The sequence below is a fragment of the Tardiphaga sp. 813_E8_N1_3 genome, from assembly GCF_051811025.1.
GTDB lineage: Bacteria > Pseudomonadota > Alphaproteobacteria > Rhizobiales > Xanthobacteraceae > Tardiphaga.
Genome location: NZ_JBPWQE010000001.1, coordinates 4175205 through 4194654, shown reverse-complemented (window position 1 = coordinate 4194654; position 19450 = coordinate 4175205). Strand labels below are relative to the sequence as shown.

The 19450-nt window shown below is 58.2% G+C and carries 20 protein-coding genes; 8 read left to right on the top strand and 12 right to left on the bottom strand.

Annotated features, from left to right (window positions below; translation table 11 throughout):
* Positions 1–302: 302 nt before the first annotated feature.
* Both AB8A33_RS19800 and AB8A33_RS19795 read left to right on the top strand, forming a co-directional pair.
* On the top strand, positions 303–593 hold the full coding sequence (locus AB8A33_RS19800; RefSeq protein WP_439094285.1) for an HdeA/HdeB family chaperone: 291 nt from the start codon (positions 303–305) through the stop codon (positions 591–593).
* Between the two features lie 25 nt (positions 594–618).
* Positions 619–912: an HdeA/HdeB family chaperone gene (locus AB8A33_RS19795; RefSeq protein WP_439094284.1), complete on the top strand. Its 294-nt coding sequence runs from the start codon at positions 619–621 to the stop codon at positions 910–912.
* Between the two features lie 114 nt (positions 913–1026).
* Here AB8A33_RS19795 and AB8A33_RS19790 read toward each other — a convergent pair whose 3' ends face one another.
* The 7 genes from AB8A33_RS19790 to AB8A33_RS19760 form a co-directional block, all read right to left on the bottom strand.
* Positions 1027–1371 (bottom strand): hypothetical protein, encoded by a 345-nt coding sequence (locus tag AB8A33_RS19790; protein WP_439079679.1) that lies wholly within the window; start codon positions 1369–1371, stop codon positions 1027–1029.
* Positions 1372–1441: 70 nt separating this feature from the next.
* Positions 1442–1891, bottom strand: a complete 450-nt coding sequence (locus tag AB8A33_RS19785; RefSeq protein ID WP_439094283.1) for a hypothetical protein — start codon at positions 1889–1891, stop codon at positions 1442–1444.
* On the bottom strand, positions 1891–2313 hold the full coding sequence (locus tag AB8A33_RS19780; RefSeq protein ID WP_439094282.1) for a hypothetical protein: 423 nt from the start codon (positions 2311–2313) through the stop codon (positions 1891–1893). The genes AB8A33_RS19785 and AB8A33_RS19780 overlap by 1 nt, the downstream gene beginning before the upstream one ends.
* 1214 nt (positions 2314–3527) lie before the next feature.
* The gene (locus AB8A33_RS19775; RefSeq protein WP_439094281.1) at positions 3528–4382 is read right to left on the bottom strand and encodes a metal-dependent phosphohydrolase; all 855 of its coding nucleotides are present in this window, start codon (positions 4380–4382) and stop codon (positions 3528–3530) included.
* A gap of 235 nt (positions 4383–4617) precedes the next feature.
* Positions 4618–5718, bottom strand: coding sequence for a calcium/proton exchanger (gene cax, locus AB8A33_RS19770; RefSeq protein WP_439094280.1), 1101 nt, complete (start codon positions 5716–5718; stop codon positions 4618–4620).
* A gap of 276 nt (positions 5719–5994) precedes the next feature.
* Positions 5995–6252, bottom strand: coding sequence for a cysteine rich repeat-containing protein (locus AB8A33_RS19765; protein ID WP_439094279.1), 258 nt, complete (start codon positions 6250–6252; stop codon positions 5995–5997).
* 79 nt (positions 6253–6331) lie between these two features.
* Positions 6332–6853, bottom strand: coding sequence for a GNAT family N-acetyltransferase (locus AB8A33_RS19760; protein ID WP_439094278.1), 522 nt, complete (start codon positions 6851–6853; stop codon positions 6332–6334).
* A gap of 139 nt (positions 6854–6992) precedes the next feature.
* Between AB8A33_RS19760 and AB8A33_RS19755 the strand changes: the two genes are divergently transcribed.
* The 5 genes from AB8A33_RS19755 to fabI all read left to right on the top strand — a co-directional run bounded on the left by AB8A33_RS19755 (position 6993) and on the right by fabI (position 13383).
* Positions 6993–8090, top strand: coding sequence for an AI-2E family transporter (locus AB8A33_RS19755; protein ID WP_439094277.1), 1098 nt, complete (start codon positions 6993–6995; stop codon positions 8088–8090).
* Between the two features lie 64 nt (positions 8091–8154).
* Positions 8155–10377: a DUF3141 domain-containing protein gene (locus AB8A33_RS19750; protein ID WP_439094276.1), complete on the top strand. Its 2223-nt coding sequence runs from the start codon at positions 8155–8157 to the stop codon at positions 10375–10377.
* 35 nt (positions 10378–10412) lie between these two features.
* Positions 10413–11375 carry a phosphate acetyltransferase gene (locus AB8A33_RS19745; protein WP_439094275.1) on the top strand — a complete coding sequence of 321 codons (963 nt, stop codon included), beginning with the start codon at positions 10413–10415 and terminating at the stop codon, positions 11373–11375.
* Positions 11376–11380: 5 nt separating this feature from the next.
* Positions 11381–12595: an acetate/propionate family kinase gene (locus AB8A33_RS19740; protein WP_439094274.1), complete on the top strand. Its 1215-nt coding sequence runs from the start codon at positions 11381–11383 to the stop codon at positions 12593–12595.
* Entirely contained in the window at positions 12592–13383 is a 792-nt protein-coding gene (fabI, locus tag AB8A33_RS19735) for an enoyl-ACP reductase FabI (RefSeq protein ID WP_439094273.1), read from the top strand. Before AB8A33_RS19740 ends, fabI begins: the two co-directional genes overlap by 4 nt.
* A 15-nt stretch (positions 13384–13398) precedes the next feature.
* On the opposite strand, the gene AB8A33_RS19730 is transcribed toward fabI, so the two are convergent.
* The 5 genes from AB8A33_RS19730 to AB8A33_RS19710 form a co-directional block, all read right to left on the bottom strand.
* Complete coding sequence (locus tag AB8A33_RS19730; protein WP_315840251.1) at positions 13399–13857, bottom strand: MaoC family dehydratase; 459 nt, start codon at positions 13855–13857, stop codon at positions 13399–13401.
* A 22-nt stretch (positions 13858–13879) separates the two neighbouring features.
* On the bottom strand, positions 13880–14530 hold the full coding sequence (locus AB8A33_RS19725) for a 3-oxoacid CoA-transferase subunit B (RefSeq protein WP_439094272.1): 651 nt from the start codon (positions 14528–14530) through the stop codon (positions 13880–13882).
* Between the two features lie 3 nt (positions 14531–14533).
* Positions 14534–15181: a CoA transferase subunit A gene (locus AB8A33_RS19720; protein ID WP_439094271.1), complete on the bottom strand. Its 648-nt coding sequence runs from the start codon at positions 15179–15181 to the stop codon at positions 14534–14536.
* 85 nt (positions 15182–15266) lie between these two features.
* Positions 15267–15881 carry a hypothetical protein gene (locus AB8A33_RS19715; RefSeq protein WP_439094270.1) on the bottom strand — a complete coding sequence of 205 codons (615 nt, stop codon included), beginning with the start codon at positions 15879–15881 and terminating at the stop codon, positions 15267–15269.
* Positions 15878–16804, bottom strand: coding sequence for an alpha/beta fold hydrolase (locus AB8A33_RS19710; protein ID WP_439094269.1), 927 nt, complete (start codon positions 16802–16804; stop codon positions 15878–15880). The genes AB8A33_RS19715 and AB8A33_RS19710 overlap by 4 nt, the downstream gene beginning before the upstream one ends.
* 131 nt (positions 16805–16935) lie before the next feature.
* Between AB8A33_RS19710 and AB8A33_RS19705 the strand changes: the two genes are divergently transcribed.
* Positions 16936–19443, top strand: a complete 2508-nt coding sequence (locus tag AB8A33_RS19705) for an alpha/beta hydrolase (protein ID WP_439094268.1) — start codon at positions 16936–16938, stop codon at positions 19441–19443.
* Positions 19444–19450: the final 7 nt, after the last annotated feature.

Genomic DNA, 19450 nt, shown 5'->3' with positions numbered 1-19450 from the left:
GAACGGTCGTTCGCGCGACGCATACACCGTCTATTCGGGTTCTGCCGGGGCCGCATCCGATTGCGATTTCGATGACCATGGCGTTTGGTCCAGGAAGGGGGGGCAGCGTCATACCATACGCCGAAGATGCCATTGATAGCCCTAGCAAGGCCAGTGCGGTTGATCTGAACATTTTTCCTCTCCACGGGCGGTGCAGTCAAAACCTCCGTCACTGTTGCCTACGAAATGTGGGGCCTACTCTTGAGATAGATCAACGTTTGCTCCGGCGACATCAAGAAGGTGTTTCGCATAAGGAGTGCATCATGAAGAAGCTGTCCTACCTCTCGCTCATTGGCCTGGTCTTCACATCGGTGGCACAAGCTCAAGTGTCCTTGGACATGGCGCGGGTCAGTTGCGCGCAGTACCTGGCTCTGTCTGCGTCGGACTCTGCCGTTTTCTCGGCATGGATGAGTGGTTGGTTCAATCAGAAGTCCGGCTATGTCTATGTGGATCTGGATGCGTATGCCCGGAACGTCGCCAACTTAAAGTCCTGGTGCGCTTCCAATCCAACGCAAACGGTTATGTCGGGACTTCAGCGGGCGACAAGCCGATAGGTGTCACAAGAGAAATGGGGAAGGTATGAACAGATACATCGCGTCATGCTGCCTTGTGCTGATCGGCACGCCGATATCGCCGGTCAACGCGCAAGTCGTGATTGATCTTTCGCAGATCACTTGCGGGCAATTCCTGAAGACGGATACTGAACGCCAAGCTCTGATCGGCTGGTGGATGAGCGGCTATTTCAGCGCGACCAAAAACCTCAACGAGCTGGATCTGCGGTACGTCAAACGGAACGTTAAGGTAGTCACAGAGTACTGCAAAAAAAATAAGACCTACACCGTTATGAACGCGATGCAAAAAAACTGGCGATAAGCACTGTTACGAATTAACGCCGAGGACCGCCGGGGTGGGGCGGAAGCAGACCGTCCCATTAGCGGAAGTTTGCTGGACTGAGTGGATAATCTCACCCAGTCCAACACCCTCGACTTACTGACAGTTATACATGATGCCATCGCCGCCCTTGATCGCGGTGCCGGGCGTGCAGCCGATACCATTGCGCGCAGCGTAGTCGCTCCAGCCTGCGTAGCTGAATCCGGCGCCGCTCCATGGCCCATTATAATAGTGGGCCCTCACAGCGTACCAAGGAAGGCCAGTCGCAGTGTAGTAGTCACTCCCGAGATAACCTCTCCTGATGTAGACGCGGGTCTGTGCCTCCGCCTGACTGACTGTCAGCGATAGACCACCTTGCTCAGTCCAGCCCGGCGACAGCAGCGTCGCAGATGCCAGGCTTGCCGCAGCAATTATCGTTGTTCGCAGAGTAGTCGTCCTCATGCCTACTTCCTCCGTTGCCCATCCCCATCTCTCATCTTTAATTTGGCAGCGGAGATTACGTTGACCTAGATCAAGCAATTTTCCAGGCGAGGGAGGTGATGTGTTGGATATGGGCCATGGTTTCTTTGTGGATGCCCGGGTTGAACATCGCGCCACATGCGCACCGGATCGGGCCTCGACCCAGCTTGTTGCGATATCCGGCATCCCATAGCGCGTATTTGTTGGCGGCCCACTGTTTCTGCCGGCGCCACGCCTCGAACTCCGCTTCGGTGCGCTTCGGCAGGAACACCTTCCATGCTGCATCGAATTCGGCGCGGGCCGTCTCGAAGTCTGGTGCGTCACCCCTGAAGCATTCTTCACGATGGAGCGGATAGAAGCCGCAGGACCACTTCCAGATTTCCGACCGTTCGGGGTTCGGATCCCAATCCTGCCGGGCGATGGTGCCGACGTGCACGTCGCGGCACCAGATTTCCCAAGTCTCCAAACGATCGTCGGTGCGTCGCCGCGTCAGCTCCGGCATCACGGCGCCTCCGGGGCGTGCCGTCGTCCAGGCGCCAACTGCAGCAATGTCGCCAGAGGGCGCTTTTTTGCTTTCGCGCAGCGCTCGCAGCGCAGGCGGGTGGCTAGATCGTGGATGCACGTCGTGTCGACATGCGGGAGTTCAGCCAGGCTGACGTCGCGCTTGATCCGACATCTTGAACATTCGATTTCGAGCCATGGGAAGCCGCCGTTCAACGCTTGGTCGACGGTTGGTGACGGGTCGATCGGCTCGCCGTCCGCCCACATTCGCTCGTTCCAGCTTTCGCAGGACAGCTTGTCGGCTTCACGGATCAGGGCCTCACCCTTCGCACGCAACTCGTCCGACTGGCGGGCAAGCATCAGTGTCACGCCGCGCGCCTTCGTCAGCTCTTTATTCAGAGCCTTGCGGTCGCCGCCGGACAACAGCGTCGGGTGTGTTTCGGGGACATGATGCGCCCACGATAGACCGTGAACGAGACGAGAACAAACCGGTTTTTGCGGCGTCCTACATGATGTCCTACATGCCCACCATTCCGGAGTTTCGCCTATTGATTTCGTTGGTGAATTTGGTTTTTTGCCGGTCAGCCGTATCCCTTACGGAGCGCCATCCTCATCTAAACCATTGAAAAGCTGAAAACTCTAAGCAATCATGAGCTTAGAGAGGCCACCTTGCTACACAAACGTAGCCCACAAAGGTGGTCCACAATGGCGGCTTTGAGTTATATGCAGCGGCGTGCACGCCTACGGCGAACTGCTGCCGGTGTTTGGTGGTGTTTTCTTTTTAACGGACATTTCGTTTCATCTCCTTTGCATGGGCACGGCGCAGCGCTGCGCAACGATGAAGCAAAGCCGTAATTGGTCATGGTTGAACGAGATCTTGATAATTGCTTGAGACGAAAATTCCCCAGAATAAGCGATGCCGATTGGGAAGATATGCTTGGAGACCGAGGCCCCCTCAGGTCCTTATCTGCAAAAATCACTATGAGATATCGTGGCGCTAATGGACGCGGGATGAACGAAGTCGAGGCGGGCAAAATGAAAGAGGCCGCCTACTGAGGCGGCTTTACTTTATGAACACGACGGCTGCGACTATCACGACAGGGATTAGCCCAGCCACGATGACGAAGGCGCTATAAAGGTGTTCTTTTGACACGGCAGCTCCCTCAGATGAGGGAGCATTTTATGACCCGCCTTCGGGAAAGTCCTGTGCACTTTGTGCCAAAAACCAAATAGGCCGCCTTACTTCTTTGGGTTGAAGCGGCCATCCAATATTTTCATATTCCCGTTAGTAGGGCGCCCGTTGCTCCGCTATGGCTTCGCCCAATTCGGCGTCCGACATGGGGCTTACGGGCTGGCGCAAAGATCCGTCGCGGAAGCCGCGCTCAATGGCGGTGCAGTGCTCTGAATCATCGGCGATGATGAGCTTCCTGATGCGGGCTAGAAATGCCGTGAAAGGTATCGACAGTGAAGTTTGTTCCGCTCCTATAATCTCTTTCCAAGTCGTGTACTGATAATCAGACGACGTCGGATCGGGTCTATCGCCTGAGTTCAACCAAGGTCGCTGATTTGCGGATACATAGGAAACGCAAAAAATGGAGGTCGAGAGCGGGTCCATTACCGGGGGAGTACGTGAGCGCCTATCTCTGCGGCCCCGATAGGTTCACCTCGCGCTCAGCCCGAAAAATATTGCTGTGCAGGCTGGCGATCCACTGCCGGCCGCTAGAGGTAACATTGAGATAGCGGATCGCGAGCTGGATCTGTGGTGCAACGTTGGTCCAGTAGAACTGAGGAAATTTATAGACGATGTCAGCCGGCGTTGCATAACCGAGTGCTTTGTTCAGTCCGATCTCCTCGAATTCATGGAACAGAGCATTTGATTTCCTTATGTAATTAGGATCGCCGAGCTGGCCAATCAGATCAGCGGCACGCAACAGCAATCCTTCTTCCTCGTCGAGGTCATCACCTTCTCCGTTTGCTGCATCGACGTAGGGAAAGCGCGTGTATTCGATGGCCCGGGCAATCCGGGCGGCGTCGACTTCCTCTACGGCATGGAGCCGCTCAATCACGAAGAGCTTTGAGCGGTCGACATGGTATGGTGCGAGCGCTGCATCGGAGGATCCAACCGGCAATTCAATTTTGCGCCCAGTAAGGTCCGCAACGTAAGCGCCGTCTTCATCGCCCTGGAGAATGCCCCGCACATATCCAATGTCATGGGTTAGGCAGGCCATAATGAAGTTCGCATAGTCGGCTGCGGTGGTGGTCCGTTGCAGCGCGCGGCCCGCCAGAATATCGTTCCCGACCAGCGTAACCAGCATGGTGTGCTCTATATTATGATAGAGTGCATCACTGTTCCCGATGCACTCCAATGCCAGCCTGGCGGCAAAGGGCAGCAATTTTATCAAATCGGAATGCGAGGAGCGGAAGCGGCCTTCGGTTTCCTGCGCCAGAAACGAGCCAAGAGCTTGCGCTGTCAGTTGAGGAATTGTGATCATCTCGGCACCTGTCTTGCCCAGTCGTTGGTTGCGCCATGATCGCCGGGTCCTCAGCGGTGTCCTTCAGCTTGGGCATCGCGGAACGCCGTGAGTGCCTAAGGATTTCGGTGGAATCTACTGGCGAGAGCTCCCTAAGAGTTGATCTGAATCAACGCTCCGAAAGCCGGATCCTCGAAGCGTTCGACGTCGAATAGAGCTGAGCGCCAGCGGTGTGCTGCCTCACCGAGCGCGGGCTTCATTCCATCCCCTGGCCCGTCGGCGGAACTACATACAGCGTCAACGCAAAGACTGCGTAAATGAAGATGAGCAGGGCGCCGACGAACCAGGCCGAGCGACCGCTGCTCGTAATGAAGCTCGCCGTCACGGTCGCAATCATGACCATGGTGACGGCGCCGGGCCAGAACTGCAGGCTCATCGGCGATGGTCCGACGACATAGCTGAGCAGCACCAGGGCGGGCGCTACGAACAGCGCTATCTGGGAGGCGCTGCCAAGCGCGATGCTGACGCTCATGTCGAGGCGGTCCTTGCGTGCCGCGGAAAAGGCAACGGCAAACTCGGCGGCGGCCCCGACCATTGAGACGATGATGAAGCCAACGAAGGCCGGGCTCATTCCAAACGTTGCTGCGGCCTTCTGCACCGACTCGACAAAAATCTCACTCACAAGTGCAACCAGTACAGTGACAACAAGCAGTGTGCCCACCGCAAGGACAATCGGCCAATGTTCCTCGCCTTCGTCATGCGCGGCGCTTGCGAACAATTCCTTGTGGGTCTTCAGCGAGAACAGCAGGCCGAGTGCGTAAGCAATGATGAGCAGGATGGCGAGGCCGATGCTGAGCTTCTGCATGATGGTCTCACCCTGCACAAGATCAAGGTCGGCGACTGCCGATGGAGCAAGCAGAGCGACCGTCGCCATCAGTAAGAGACCGGAGTAGAGTCGGGCGCCGGAACGGTTATATTCTTGGACGTGGTAGCGCAGGCCGCCGAGGAGCAGACAGGCACCGAGCATGAAGAGGGCGTTGGTGACAATCGCACCGGCAATTGACGCCTTCACCAGCATGTACTGGCCCGCATGTAACGCGGTGATCGCAATGATCAGTTCCGTTAAGTTTCCCAGCGTCGCATTGAGCAATCCGCCGACGGCATCACCGGTCTTGGCGGCAACCGCTTCGGTCGCGTGGCTGAGCAGGGCGGCCAGCGGTACGATAGCGAGAACCGAAAGCATGAACAGCAGGGTATGGGAATGCGGCGCTATTGCTTCCGCGACTAGCACGGCAGGCACGAAGATCAACATCCAAAGCAGCGGTGTATGCTGGATCTGCCTGAGCAGGGGGGTCATGACGGCGGTCTCCTACCGAATGCGATGGCGGAGAATCCGTTCCTGTCCCGGAACGGTATTGATCTGGCTCAACAAGAGCTCACGCCAAATGTTGGTGTCACGTCAGAATCCGTCGGGAGGGCCAGATTTATCTGGCGCAAATCGGATCTCAACCAGAGCGGGTTCCGTCGCTGAGAAAGTCTACCTACCGGGATTCCTCATATTCATGGGCGACTTCTTCGCTTTGAGCCGCGATGAATAAGATGTCACTCTCAATCTCCACGAAACTTGTCGATCTCATTCAGCGGCCTTGAGTGCATCCAAACAAGTGGAGGATAATTCGGCGGACTTTTCCTTGAGGCAGCTCGTGATGCGCCCACGCCCCGGGCGCACTCCCGCGCACAGACGCTTAAGTTCGCTCTTGCAATCACGCGCGATCTTCAGGGGATCAGTCAATTCGCTCTTTGCGATTGCAGTCTGATCCGCAAGGCAGACCGCAATGCCCAGAAAAATGATCAATTTGACTTTCTGAATGCCCATCATGAGAGCCGACATCGGACTTCCCTTGCAACAACCCGCGACCCAGATCTGGATCAAAGTCATCTCATGTTGCCAGCACCAACATGTTTCGATCCTAAGTGAGTTCAAGCACCAGGCTAACAATCTGGGGGTCTTTTCGCGGGGCTGCCTTGAAGCCGAACCTGGTGAAGATCTTTCGCATCGCGGTGTTTTCCGGAAGAACTTCTGCGGTCAGTTCTTTCAGCCCGGCATCGCGCCCGAGTTTGATGAGATGCCGCATGAGGATCGAGCCCACGCCGCGTCCCTGCCACCCATCGACTACCATAAACGCCATCTCGGCGCGGGCTGGCTCGGAAACGATATATCGGCAACCACCCACCAGGACATTCCGGCCAGCTTCCTCAGCGCGCGCAACCAGCGCGACATGATTTTCGAAATCAATGTCCATGAAGAAAGTGCGTTCCTTGTCAGAGAAATGGCGTTTCATGACGAAAAAACGGCGCTGCAGCGATTGTACGCTGGCCTGCGCCAGCGCGGCGAGCATGTCGGGCTCGTCTTCCGGCCGAAGCGCCAGAATACTCACAAGGCTGCCGTCGCGTAACTGCTCATGCGCGGCGTAGGTGGCAGCGTCGGACATGGGAGCTCCGCTGGCATGGTCGGGAAATCTGTTCAGCCCAGCATCAAGCAAACGTCGGCCGGCGGACGGAGGCTTGATCTGGATCAAGACTATCGGATGACCGGAGCAGCAACGCTTGCGTACCTGAACAGATCAAGGCGTGTCCGTGAGAACACTGCGCCGCGTTTTATCCGGGGACGATGTCATCCGACTTGTGGTCCGGTTGGGATTGCTGGCGTTGCTGGTGATTTGGACGTTCATCGTGATCCGCTCCTTCGTGCCAATTCTGGCCTGGAGCGGTGTCCTTGCCGTCGCCTTCTATCCGGTTTTCAACTGGCTGGCCAAACTGCTCGGTGGCCGTCCCAGAACGGCTGCGACGATCCTCACGATTGTCAATCTTGGAATTGTGATCGGGCCGGCGACATGGCTGGGTCTGAGTGCGTTGGACGGTGTAAGACAACTCGCCGATGACCTGAGTGCCGGCAATCTGGTCATTCCGTCACCGCCCGAACACATCAAGGAATGGCGTTTCGTCGGATCCCAACTGTATGAAATCTGGAGCCGGGCGTTCAGCAATATCAAGGCGGTGCTACGCGAGGTGGCGCCGTATTTGAAACCTTTGGCGGGGACGATGCTCACGCTTGCGGGGAGCGCCGGCGTCGGTACGCTCAAGTTTCTGCTGTCCGTGCTTATAGCCGGTTTTCTCTTTCCCTACGGTCCCCAACTGGCCGCGGGCGGAAGGCGCCTTCTGTCCCTCATCGTTCCCGAGCAGAGCGAACATTTGCTGGATCTGGCTGGGGCGACAATCCGCGCCGTCTCTCAGGGCGTGATCGGCGTCGCGGTTTTGCAGGCCCTGCTGGCCGGCATAGGATTCAAAATGGCCGGCATTCCCAGTGCTGGCCTCCTGGCCTTTGCGGTTATGCTGCTGACCATCATTCAGATCGGCGCAGCAATCGTCATTCTTCCTGTGGTGATCTGGATCTGGATGGACAAGGATTTCACCACGGCACTGCTGTTGACGGTGTTCCTTGGCCTCGTCGGCGTGCTCGACAACATATTGAAACCGCTTGTGATGGGGCGCGGACTTACGACTCCGACACTTGTCATCTTCATCGGCGTCATCGGAGGAACTCTTGCGCACGGAATTGTCGGCCTCTTTATCGGGCCGATTGTTCTTTCGGTCGCCTGGGAGTTGATGGCGGCATGGATGCGCGAGGATCAATCCAGACCGGCGCCTAGGCTGCCTGTGGACCCTTGACCTAGATCAACGATGCCTTGTGCAACGCGCCCTGAATGAGTTGGCGCGACGATGAGGTCGGAACATGTCGAAGGAAGCGTCAAACTTGCCGGGCGGTCCGATGTCCGGGCTCGTTGCCTCGGCGGTGGAATACATGGTCGATGCTGGACAGCGGAGCATGCTGTTCCTGGATGTCATGCGTCAGCGTGGCGATCAGTACCGCGAGCATGTCGCGCAGACCGCACCGCATGTCCTTCAGTATTCAGCCGAATTGATTATCGATGGTCGCGCGCTGAATGAACCCGTGAACTACGCGCTGGTCCGGATCGTTCCGCCCGAGGGCGTTGAGATCGATCTCGAGCGGCGGCCGTTTATTGTGGTCGATCCCCGTGCAGGTCACGGTCCGGGGATTGGCGGTTTCAAGGCCGACAGTGAAATAGGCGTCGCGATGAAAGCGGGTCACCCCTGCTACTTCATTGGCTTCCTGCCGGAACCGATGCCGGGACAGACTATCGAGCGCATTGCATGGGCCGAGGCACAGTTCATCGAGAAGGTCATCGCTCTGCATCCCAAGGCTGACGGCAAGCCATGCGTCATCGGTAATTGCCAGGCCGGTTGGGCCGTCATGATCCTGGCGTCTCTGCGGCCCGAGCTGTTCGGGCCGCTGATTATCGCAGGCGCTCCGCTTGCTTATTGGGAAGGAGTGCACGGCAAATACCCGATGCGCTATTCGGGCGGCCTGATGGGAGGCAGTTGGCTTACCGCGATGACCAGTGATCTCGGTGCCGGCAAGTTTGACGGCGCGTGGCTGGTGCAAAATTTTGAGAACCAGAACCCCTCCAACACGCTGTGGAGCAAGCAATACAATGTCTATTCCAATATCGATACCGAGGCGGATCGATATCTTGAATTCGAGCGCTGGTGGGGCGGTCACGTCAATCTGAATGCCGAAGAAATCCAGTTTATCGTCGACGAGCTTTTCATCGGCAACAACCTCGCTGCCGGCAAGGTCGAGATGTCTGACGGCCGGAAGGTCGACTTGCGCAATATCAGGTCGCCGATCCTGGTGTTCTGCTCGGAGGGCGACAACGTTACGCCGCCGCAGCAAGCGCTGAACTGGATCCTCGATTGCTATGCTGATGTAGATGAGATCAGGGCGTATGGGCAGACGATTGTCTATACGGTTCACCAAAGCATCGGTCATCTGGGCATTTTCGTGTCCGGCGGTGTCGCCAAGAAGGAACACACGGAGTTTTCCAGCAACATCGATCTCATCGATGTATTGCCGCCGGGTCTCTATGAAGCAACCTTTGAAGCCAAGGGGGAGGCGACCGCGAGTGCCGACCTCGTCGTTGGTCAATGGGTGATGCGCTGCGAGGCGCGGACGCTTGATGACATCAGGGCCATGGGCGGTAATTCGCCGGAGGACGAGCGGCGTTTCGCTGCCGCCAAGCGCGTCTCTGAGATGAATCTCGCAGCTTACCAGAAGTATATTCAACCCTGGCTTAAGAATGCAGTGACGCCGCAAATGGCGGAAATGATGCGCAATCTGCATCCGTTGCGGCTGCAATATGAAGCTTTCAGCAGCAAAAATCCCTGGATGAACTGGGTGGAGTCGGCCGCAGAAGACGTCGAGGGTAACCGCAAGCCGGTTTCGAAGGACAATCCCTTCCTCGCATTCCAGGAGCAGATGGGAAAGCAAATCGTTCATATGCTGGATAGCTGGCGGGACTCTCAGGAGGCGCTCAGCGAGGCCATGTTCCTCAACATCTATGGTTCGCCTGCATTGCAGGCGGCCGTCGGCATCGACCCTAAGTCCGAGCCGTCGCGCCGCCGGGAGATGTCGGCTGAACACCGAGCCATGCTCGACAAGAGGATCGCTGAACTCAAGTCCAAGATTGCGGAAGGAGGCCTGCGCGAAGCGACCTTGCGTTCGTTGCTTTACGTGGGCTCTGCGCGGGGAATGGTCGATGAGCGAAGTATCGAGGCGCTGCGTCAGGTTCGGCGCGATCAGGTCGAAGCACGATTAACGCTGCCCGAATTCAAGACCTTGGTGCGCGAGCAGTTCTTCATGTTGTTGCTCGATCCGGAAGGGGCGCTGGCCGCTATTCCGGCGTTGCTGCCTGCGGATCACGATCAAAAGCAGGCAATTTTCGCGGCGATGCGTGAGGTGTTGTCCGCGAGCGGCGAAATCACCGGCGAGCGCGCAGTCAGGCTCAAGCGGATGGCCGGGTTGTTCGGTGTCGAAGCAGGTGGGATGGGGGCGTCAAACGTTACCCCTTTCGATCCTGAGGCCAGAGCGTCGTAGGGCAGGTTCAGTCAACGGGGAGTGGGAGCAACATAATGTCAGCTGACGCAATCCAAGCACGATCTCCCAGTAAATATGATCGCCTGATCACGGCGGCAAAGGCCGTTCCGCCTGTTGCGACCGTTGTGGTGCATCCTTGCGACGAGACCTCGCTGCGCGGTGCTGTCGATAGTGCGCAAGCCGGCATCATTCGGCCAGTCCTGGTCGGTCCCGCTCAGAAGATCAAGGACACCGCGAAGAAAAGCGGCCTCGACATCGCGGGCTTCGAGATCGTCGACGCTGCGCATAGCGACGACGCTGCCGCCAAGGGCGTCGAACTGATTCACGAAGCCAAAGGCGAGATGCTGATGAAAGGCAGCCTGCATACCGACGAGCTCATGCGAGCCGTGACGGCAAAGGTCGGCGGCTTGCGCACCAATCGGCGCGTCAGCCATGTGTTCGTGATGGACGTTCCAGCCTATGCCGAGACCATTTTTGTCACGGATGCGGCGATCAACATCTTTCCGGATCTCGCAGCCAAGCGGGACATCATCCAGAATGCCATCGATCTCTACAATCAAGCGGGGTTCGGCCAGTCTCCACGCGTGGCGATCCTCTCGGCGGTGGAAACCGTCACTGCCATGATTCCCTCGACGATCGAGGCGGCGGCGCTTTGCAAAATGGCCGACCGCGGCCAGATCACCGGGGGGGTGCTCGACGGCCCATTGGCCTTCGACAACGCCATCGACGTCGAGGCGGCGCGGATCAAGGGCATCAAGTCCGAGGTCGCAGGACGCGCGCAGATCCTGGTGGTTCCTGATCTTGAGGCCGGCAACATGCTGGCAAAGAATCTCGCTTACTTCGCCAAGGCCGATGGCGCGGGTATCGTATTGGGAGCCAGAGTGCCCGTCGTGTTGACATCGCGTGCGGACACGGCGCGCGCCCGGATGGCGTCGTGCGCCATAGCGTCGCTGTACGCGCATGCGAGGCGTCAGCATGCACCAACAGTTTCCGGGTGATAGCCATGGATACAATTCTTGTCGTCAATGCAGGCTCCTCAAGCGTCAAGTTTCAGATTTTCTCGGTTGAGGGAGAGGGGAACTTACAAAGGCGAATCAAGGGCCAGATAGATGGAATCGGCAGCCGTCCGCGGCTGCGTGCGAATGGCCAGAACGGCGATCCGATGGCCGATCGTGCTTATCCAATCGAGGCTGTGGCAGATGTGCCAGCAGCGATGTCTGTCGCGGGCGCCTGGCTGCGCGACGAGCTGAATATCAATCCTATCGCCGTCGGCCATCGCGTCGTTCATGGCGGACCGGATTATGCAAATCCGGTCTTAATCGATCATGGAGTTGTGGGGCGGCTGGAACGGTATGTCTCGCTGGCTCCCCTGCATCAGCCACATAATCTGGCACCGATCAGGACGATTCTAAACAACTTCCCAACGCTGCCGCAGGTCGCCTGTTTCGACACCGCCTTCCATCGCGATCATGATGCGCTGGCGGACTACTATGCGATCCCGCATCAGCTTCATGCCGAAGGCATCAGGCGCTACGGCTTCCACGGCCTATCCTACGAATATATCGCCAAGCGCCTGCCGCAAGTTGCATCAAACGTCGCGGGTGGGCGCGTGATCGTCGCCCATCTCGGTAGCGGTGCCTCGATGTGTGCGATCAAGAACGGAAAGAGTGTCGAGAGCACGATGGGCTTTACAGCCCTCGATGGTCTCGCGATGGGAACGCGTGCCGGCCAGCTCGATCCGGGCGTCGTGCTCTATCTGATCGCAGAAAAAGGAATGTCCGTCTCCAAAGTGCAGGATTTCCTCTATCGGGATTGCGGTCTGAAAGGCCTGTCCGGGGTCAGCAATGACATGCGAGAGCTCCAGACCAGCGCAGATCCGCGCGCAGCATTTGCGGTCGACTATTTCGTCTATCGGGTCGGTCTCCACGCCGGCATGCTGGCGGCCGCGCTGCAGGGCCTCGACGCCTTCGTATTCACCGCCGGGATCGGCGAGAATTCGGCCACGGTCCGGGCCCGCATCGCCGAGAGACTGGCCTGGCTTGGGGTCACGCTCGATCCGGCCGCGAATGCGGCAAATGCCAGCGAGATTTCAGGGGCAGACAGCCGTGTTCCGGTCTTTGTCATTCCCACCGACGAAGAGTTGATGATTGCGCAGCACACGCTGACGCTGCTGATGAATCCGAAAACGCAAGATCAGAGACGCGAGAGAGTATCATGACGATTCCGGTATTTCCCGAGACCAGCGTCGCGTTGAAAGGCAAGAAGGGTCTCGTCGTCGGTATTGCCAACGATCAGTCCATCGCGTGGGGCTGCGCCAAGGCATTTCGAGCGCTTGGCGCTGAGATTGCCGTCACCTATCTGAACGAGAAGGCCAGGAAGCATGTCGAGCCCCTTGCCGAGGCATTGGAGTCTCCGATCTTCATGCCGCTCGATGTGATGGTTGAGGGCGAAACCGAAAAAGTGTTTGAGCGAATTGAGAAGGAATGGGGTCATCTCGATTTTCTGCTGCATTCCATCGCCTTTTCACCCAAAGGTGCATTGCACGGCCGTGTCGTCGACGTGGACCGCGAGGGCTTTCAGAAGACCATGGACGTGTCTTGCTGGTCGTTCATGCGCATGGCGCATCTGGCTGAGCCCTTGATGAAGAATGGCGGAACGATGTTCACCATGACTTATTACGGCAGTCAGATGGTGGTGAAGAACTACAACGTCATGGGCGTTGCGAAGGCGGCCCTTGAAGCTGCGGTGCGCTATATCGCAGCCGAGCTTGGCCCGAAGGGCATTCGTGTGCATGCCATTTCGCCTGGACCGCTGGCGACGCGCGCGGCATCAGGCATTCCGGAGTTCGATGAATTGATGGACAAGGCCCAGTCGCAGGCTCCGGCGCGCAGTCTTGTCAGCATTGACGACGTGGGGCGGGCGACGGCGTTCCTCGCGCTCGACGGCGCCAAGCTGATCACTGGGAGCGTAATGTATATCGATGGCGGCTATCACATCATCGATTGACCTGCGGACCTTGCTTCAACTGAAGTGCAGGCCGATCACTTCGGCGACGCAGGCTGGACGCTTGCCGCCCTCGATCTCGATGGTCACGCGATAGTGGGTGCGCAAGCCGTTGGGTGGCACTTCCTCGGCTTCTGCAATGCTGACGCGTCCACGCAACCTTGAACCGGCCGGCACTGGGGAGAGATAGCGAACGCGATCCGCGCCATAGTTCAGCGTGTTCTTTAACCCCTTCAAACCCATCACTGACCGGATGAACATCGGCGTCAAGCTCAATGACAGCAGGCCGTGAGCGATGGTCTTGCCGCCCGGCATCTCAGCCTCCGCGCGCTCCTGGTCGACATGAATCCATTGCTCGTCGCAGGTTGCTTCCGCGAATGTGTTGATCCGATCCTGTGTCACTTCGATCCAGTCGCTAACGCCGATCTCCGTACCTACGGCGGCTTTCAGCTCGTCGAACCCGTTGAAAATTCGCATCGCGATTCGTTCCTGCGCACGGTTACAGTTTCATTTCCGGGACATCGTCTGGAACAGCGATCTCGGCCTCGGTCACCGCCAGCACCTCGGCGATGCTGACGCCGGGCGCCGTCTCCAGCAAGGTTGCATTGCCGCCGGGAAACGCGATGACCGCCATATCGGTGACGACGAGATCGATCGGCCGCGCCGATGTTAGCGGCAGGTTGCATCTGCCGACGATCTTGGACTTTCCTTTGGCTGCATGCTGCATGGCGACGATGACGCGCTTGGCGCCGCTGACGAGATCCATCGCGCCGCCCATGCCCGGCACCATCTTGCCGGGGATCATCCAGTTGGCGAGGTGCCCGCCAGCATCGACCTGCAAACCGCCGAGCACAGTGAGATCGACATGGCCGCCTCGGATCAGGCCGAACGACATTGCGCTATCGAAGGTTGCGGCACCGGGCAGGGCGCTGATCGGCTTGCCGCCAGCGTCGGTCAGCAGCGGATGGGCCATGCCTTGCTCCGGAATGGGACCGGTGCCGATTAGGCCGTTCTCGGACTGAAAGTAAACGTGCAGGCCCGCTGGCACGTAATTCGCCACCAGTGTCGGAATGCCGATGCCGAGATTGACGAGGTTGCCGGGGCGAAGCTCCTGCGCCACGCGGCGGGCGATGATGGTTTGCGCATCCATGGATCACCCGTTCGCAACGAGATAATCGACCAGGGGGCCGGGAGTCATGACATGGTCAGGCGCGATCACGCCAACCGGAACGATATGTTCGGCGGTGACGATCACGGTATCCGCAGCCATCGCCATGACCGGATTGAAGTTACGTGCCGTGAGGGCGTAGGAAAGGTTGCCGGCGTAGTCGGCGAGAAATGCCTGCACCAGCGCAAAATCCGCGCGCAGAGCGGTTTCCAGCAAGTATGTCTTCCCATCGACATCGATCCTCTGCTTGCCTTCCTCGACGAGCGTACCGACGCCGGTTGGCGTGAGTACGCCGCCAAGCCCACAGCCGCCAGCGCGAATGCGCTCGACGAAAGTGCCCTGCGGGATGAGATCGACGGTGATCTGCTTGCCCAACATTTGTTGTTGGGCTTTCGGATTGAGCCCAATATGGGTGCCGATCATGTGGGTCACCTGTGCGCCGTCAAACAGCTTTCCAACGCCTTTTCCAGGTGTGGCCGCGTCATTGCTGATGAGAGAAAGACTCGATTTCCTCTGCCGTACCAGCTCGTCGAGAAGGCGCTCCGGCGTGCCGACACCCATGAACCCGCCGACCATGATGCTTGCACCGGCCGGGATCATCGCAATGGCTTCTTCCAGGGAAACGGCCTTCATGAGGAGGCTCCGGTCGACAGGCGATCAAGAGAAGGCGACCATGATGAAGTGTTGGTCCATGACCCCGGCGCTCCTTTGATCTGCGTCAAGACTTCTGATCATTTCCTTCGCGAATGGAAATGCCAACGCCCTCGAGGGCGTTCGCCCAGAGCTCGCGAACCTGGGCATGTCGCTGTTCGAGGGCGACGCTCACGGAATCGCGGAAGGGCGCAAGGTTCGGGCCCTTCAAAAGAAGAATCTGGGCCTGTAGCAGGCGGCCGCTTTCAAATTCAATACGGCGCAGCGCCGTGACGAACGGATCATGCGCGTTGGCGTCGACCGGCAAGAGGGCGGCCGGGCGGATGCCAGCATGTATGGCATGTGCGCGGGCGGCGAGATCACCCGCCAGCGCCAGGGATTGATCAGCAATGCCTTCGATCGGCTTTGGCAGCCATGTTGCTTCCCAGGAACCCATCAGATAGCTCAGGGCAAGATCGGGCATCCATGATGTCGCACGCAGCAACAGGGAGACGATCTCGGTCTCACGATAGAACTGCGCATTCAGTTCAGTTTGCCATGCGGAGTCCAGCTTGAGCGGCAAGGCAAACGCGAACTGCCGCGCCAGCGCGCCATGGGCCGAGACCAGGAATGCAGCCACGCGCGTCTGCTGATGCGCGGGCACGCGACCATTGGTATCGAGTGGCCCGAAGAACCCGCTCATCGCATCATGCCCTGTACCGGAATCGCACGCAGATGGTCATAGCCGGCGGGAAACGGCACAATCTCGCCACCGGCTTCCTCCGGTGCAACATGGACAGCCTTTTTGCCTTGCCAGCGGCCTGCCAGCACATCCTCCGCAAAGCGTGCGAGCAGGTCGGCGGTGAGTGCTGGCTTCTCGAGCGTGAAGGCGTGATAGGCGCGCGGAATGATGACGAGCGAGCTATCGGGAATGTGGATACGCAGGGTTTCATGAAGCGCGCGTGGCGTCAGAAAGTCGAACTCTCCATTCAGGATCATCGTCGGCACGCCGATCTGAGGTAATTGCGACGTCAGCGGCTGGAAATCGAGGAAGGACTCCATGAGATTCTGCAGTGCGTAGACGTCATTGATCAGCCAGCCCTGCCGCTTGACCTTGTCGAGCGTTTCGAGAATGGGCTGCAGCCATTGATCGCTGACATTCATGGGCAGCAGCAGGTCCTGAAGATAGCTCGTGCCGCCAAGAATCAATCCGGTACGCAGGGCATTGCCAAGTAGATAGAGTTGAGGCGGAAGCTCCGCAAAGCAGCTCATTGGCACGAGGCCGGTGAGCCGCTGGCTGTGTTCGATGGCATAACGTAGTGCGATGAGACCACCGAAGCTGATACCTCCGAGAAAAACGGGGCCTTTACCCAGTTCTTCGATCAGAAGGTGGAGTGCAGCGACGTGATCGTCCTGACGGATGAAAAGCGCGGGCTTATCGGAGGCACCTTGACCAAGCAGATCGAACGTTGCAACGCGGAAGCGCCTTGCGACCAGCGCGTCGCGATAGGCAGTCCACAGTTCAGCGTATTGGGTCAGTCCGTTGACCAAAACGTAGGCGGGCGCGTCCTCCGGGCCGTCGAGTTCATAACGTATCCGATACGAACCATACTTCAGGAACGGCATTGCGCTGACCGGTTGGCGATTTGATTGCTGCGATACTCAACTCCCGAAAGTCGATTCCATTGAGCTAGATCAAGCCTTTCCGGGAAGTCTCGCCGAACACTTTTACGAAACGCCATTGGGAGGACGCGGTCATGACCGGGGCAGACGCCGTGAAACGTTGTGCTTTCAGCCTGATCATCTTGCTGGTGGGCACAGCGATTGCGACTGCACAGCCCTTCACGCGTCGATCGTCGCAAATCCAGCATGATGGATTGAAGAAATATTACGAGATATCAAACTTCCGGCTTGGTGGTAAGTATGACCTCAATGACCCCTCCAAGTGGGAAGACGGCGGCGAGGGCGGCGTCACGCTGGAGTCACTCGGTGGTGGCAAGCTACGCACGGCCTACGTCGCAGTTGGAAACGCTCGCCGCAATGCCGCCGGTGAGATTATCAATGCGGTGGTCATAAATTCCTACTATTCCGGCGACTCCACCGACATGTATGAGCAATGGGTCAAGGGCGCTGCGCTATCAGGCGGCGTGCCTATCATTGGTCCCGGACGACCGATCGATACCGACCGCTACTATGTCATTATGGTCGATCCGTTGGGCACCTGGGGCGCCAGCAAGCCTTCGGACGGTCTTGGCATCAAATTTCCGCAGTACAGCTACTTTGATATGGTGCAGGCCAACTATCGAATGTTGCGCGACCATTTGAAGGTCGCACGCGTGGCGCTGGTCGCCGGCGTCTCGATGGGTGGCACGCAGACTTATGTTTGGGGTGTGCTACATCCCGAATATATCGGTGCGCTGATGCCGATTGGCGGGACGACGCAGTCCGACGCTGGGGATCCTGTCGGCAACTGGACGTTCCAGCTTATGACGGCCGCTATCCAGTCCGACCCGGTCTGGCAATCGACCAAGGGTGACTACTACAAGCTGCCGAAGGAGAAGCACCCACTACCGGGCATGGCCTTCGGCTGGTCGGTGCTAGGCCTGACCGGTTATGATTTTGGCTACAGGACGAACCAGAGTTTCGCGTCGGTTCAGCCCGAGGTTTTCTACTGGGACCCGCCGAATGAGAAAGCCGGTCTCAATGTGAATAATCGCTCTAAACTATATGATGCGGTGGATCTGGTCTGGCGCAATCGCGTTGGCGAAACCTACAATATCAATGAGCACCTCGGCCGAATACAGGCGCGCACGCTGGTGATGCACATCACTAATGATCTCTGGCTGAATTTCAAGCTTGCCCAGCGCGCCGTCGATCGCGTTCCCGGCGCAGACCTTGTCTCCGAGGAGAGCCCGGTTGCTCACTACGGTGTGTTTCCGATCATCAACAATCGCAAGAACGATCCGAAGTTCGTCGCCTTCATGGACGACGTGGCGAGCCTCGATCGGGCGCAGCAGTTTGTCGACAAGAACTACCGTATCCCTCGGGTTGCCGAAAATATCGACAAAACAAAATCGTTCTGGAAGGACTACGTGACCTATCCCTATCCGGTCAAATATGCCACCGCGAAGGATAAGCGTGGGACGTCTTGGCAGATCGGCTACATGGACGAATATGCCGGCACCGACAAGGATCCAAAGGTCCTTGTCATCATTCATGGCAAGGGCGCTTTTGGCGGGCACTACGGCAATGTCATGCAGTATGCCTTGCGCAGCGGCGTGCGCGTGATCGTTCCCGATCTGCCTCATTATGGCATGTCCGGGCCCGGCAATCTCGACAAGAGCCCGGCGCGCACCATGCAGGATATGCGCGAGGTGATCTATGATCTCGTCGTCAACCAGCTCAACGTCAAGAAGGCGCACTACCTTGGCCACTCTCTCGGCGGTCAGTTCGTAATGGGCTACGCCCTGACCTGGCCGGATGCGGTGCAGGGTCTTGCGCTCGAAGCACCTTCCGGTCTTGAGGAATATCCGCGCGATATCGCGATCGCCAAAGACAAGAAGGCGCGTCTGTTCGACGAATCCTTCGGCCGTGACTTCGCCAAGTGGAAGCAGACATGGGATCAGACCGGGATCCTGGCCGCAGAGATCGCCCGGCCAGAGGAGGGCATCCGCGATTTCTTCTACTTCAAGAAGCGTGACCCGGAGACCGGGGCCGTGTCAGCTGCGAAGAGCGGTTACTTCTTCAGCGACAGTGAATATGCCCGCTTGCATACCGAGCAGCGGGTCGGGCTCACCAAGGGTAACTCGAAGGAGCTCGAGCAATGGTGCAACGTCTTCATCTTCGACATTTACACCATCGGGGCTGAGCTGCAGCAGGATGACCCGAAGAACCTCTACGAACGGGTGACCGAGATCAAGGCGCCGATCTTCCTGGCGTTCGGCGACAAGGAGCCGTTTATCCCGACGCCTGCCTTCAACGGGCTGACCGACCTCGGACGCGATGTCATTACACCGTTCATGTCGCGTATGACCAATGCTGGCAACCGGCCGATGCTCAAGATCTATCCGGAGACCGGACATTTCATCCACACGGATAACCCCGTTGAATATTCCGCCGACGTGGTGGATTTCGTGACGAAGGGGAAGGTCGATACCAGTTCGCCGCTCGGGACCGATCGAATGATCAGGGGCGCCGTTGCATCGGTGCTCCCGGTGGCGCCGACACCGCCCGGTGCAGCCCCGACCGCCGGTCTGAACAAATAGGTCCGCC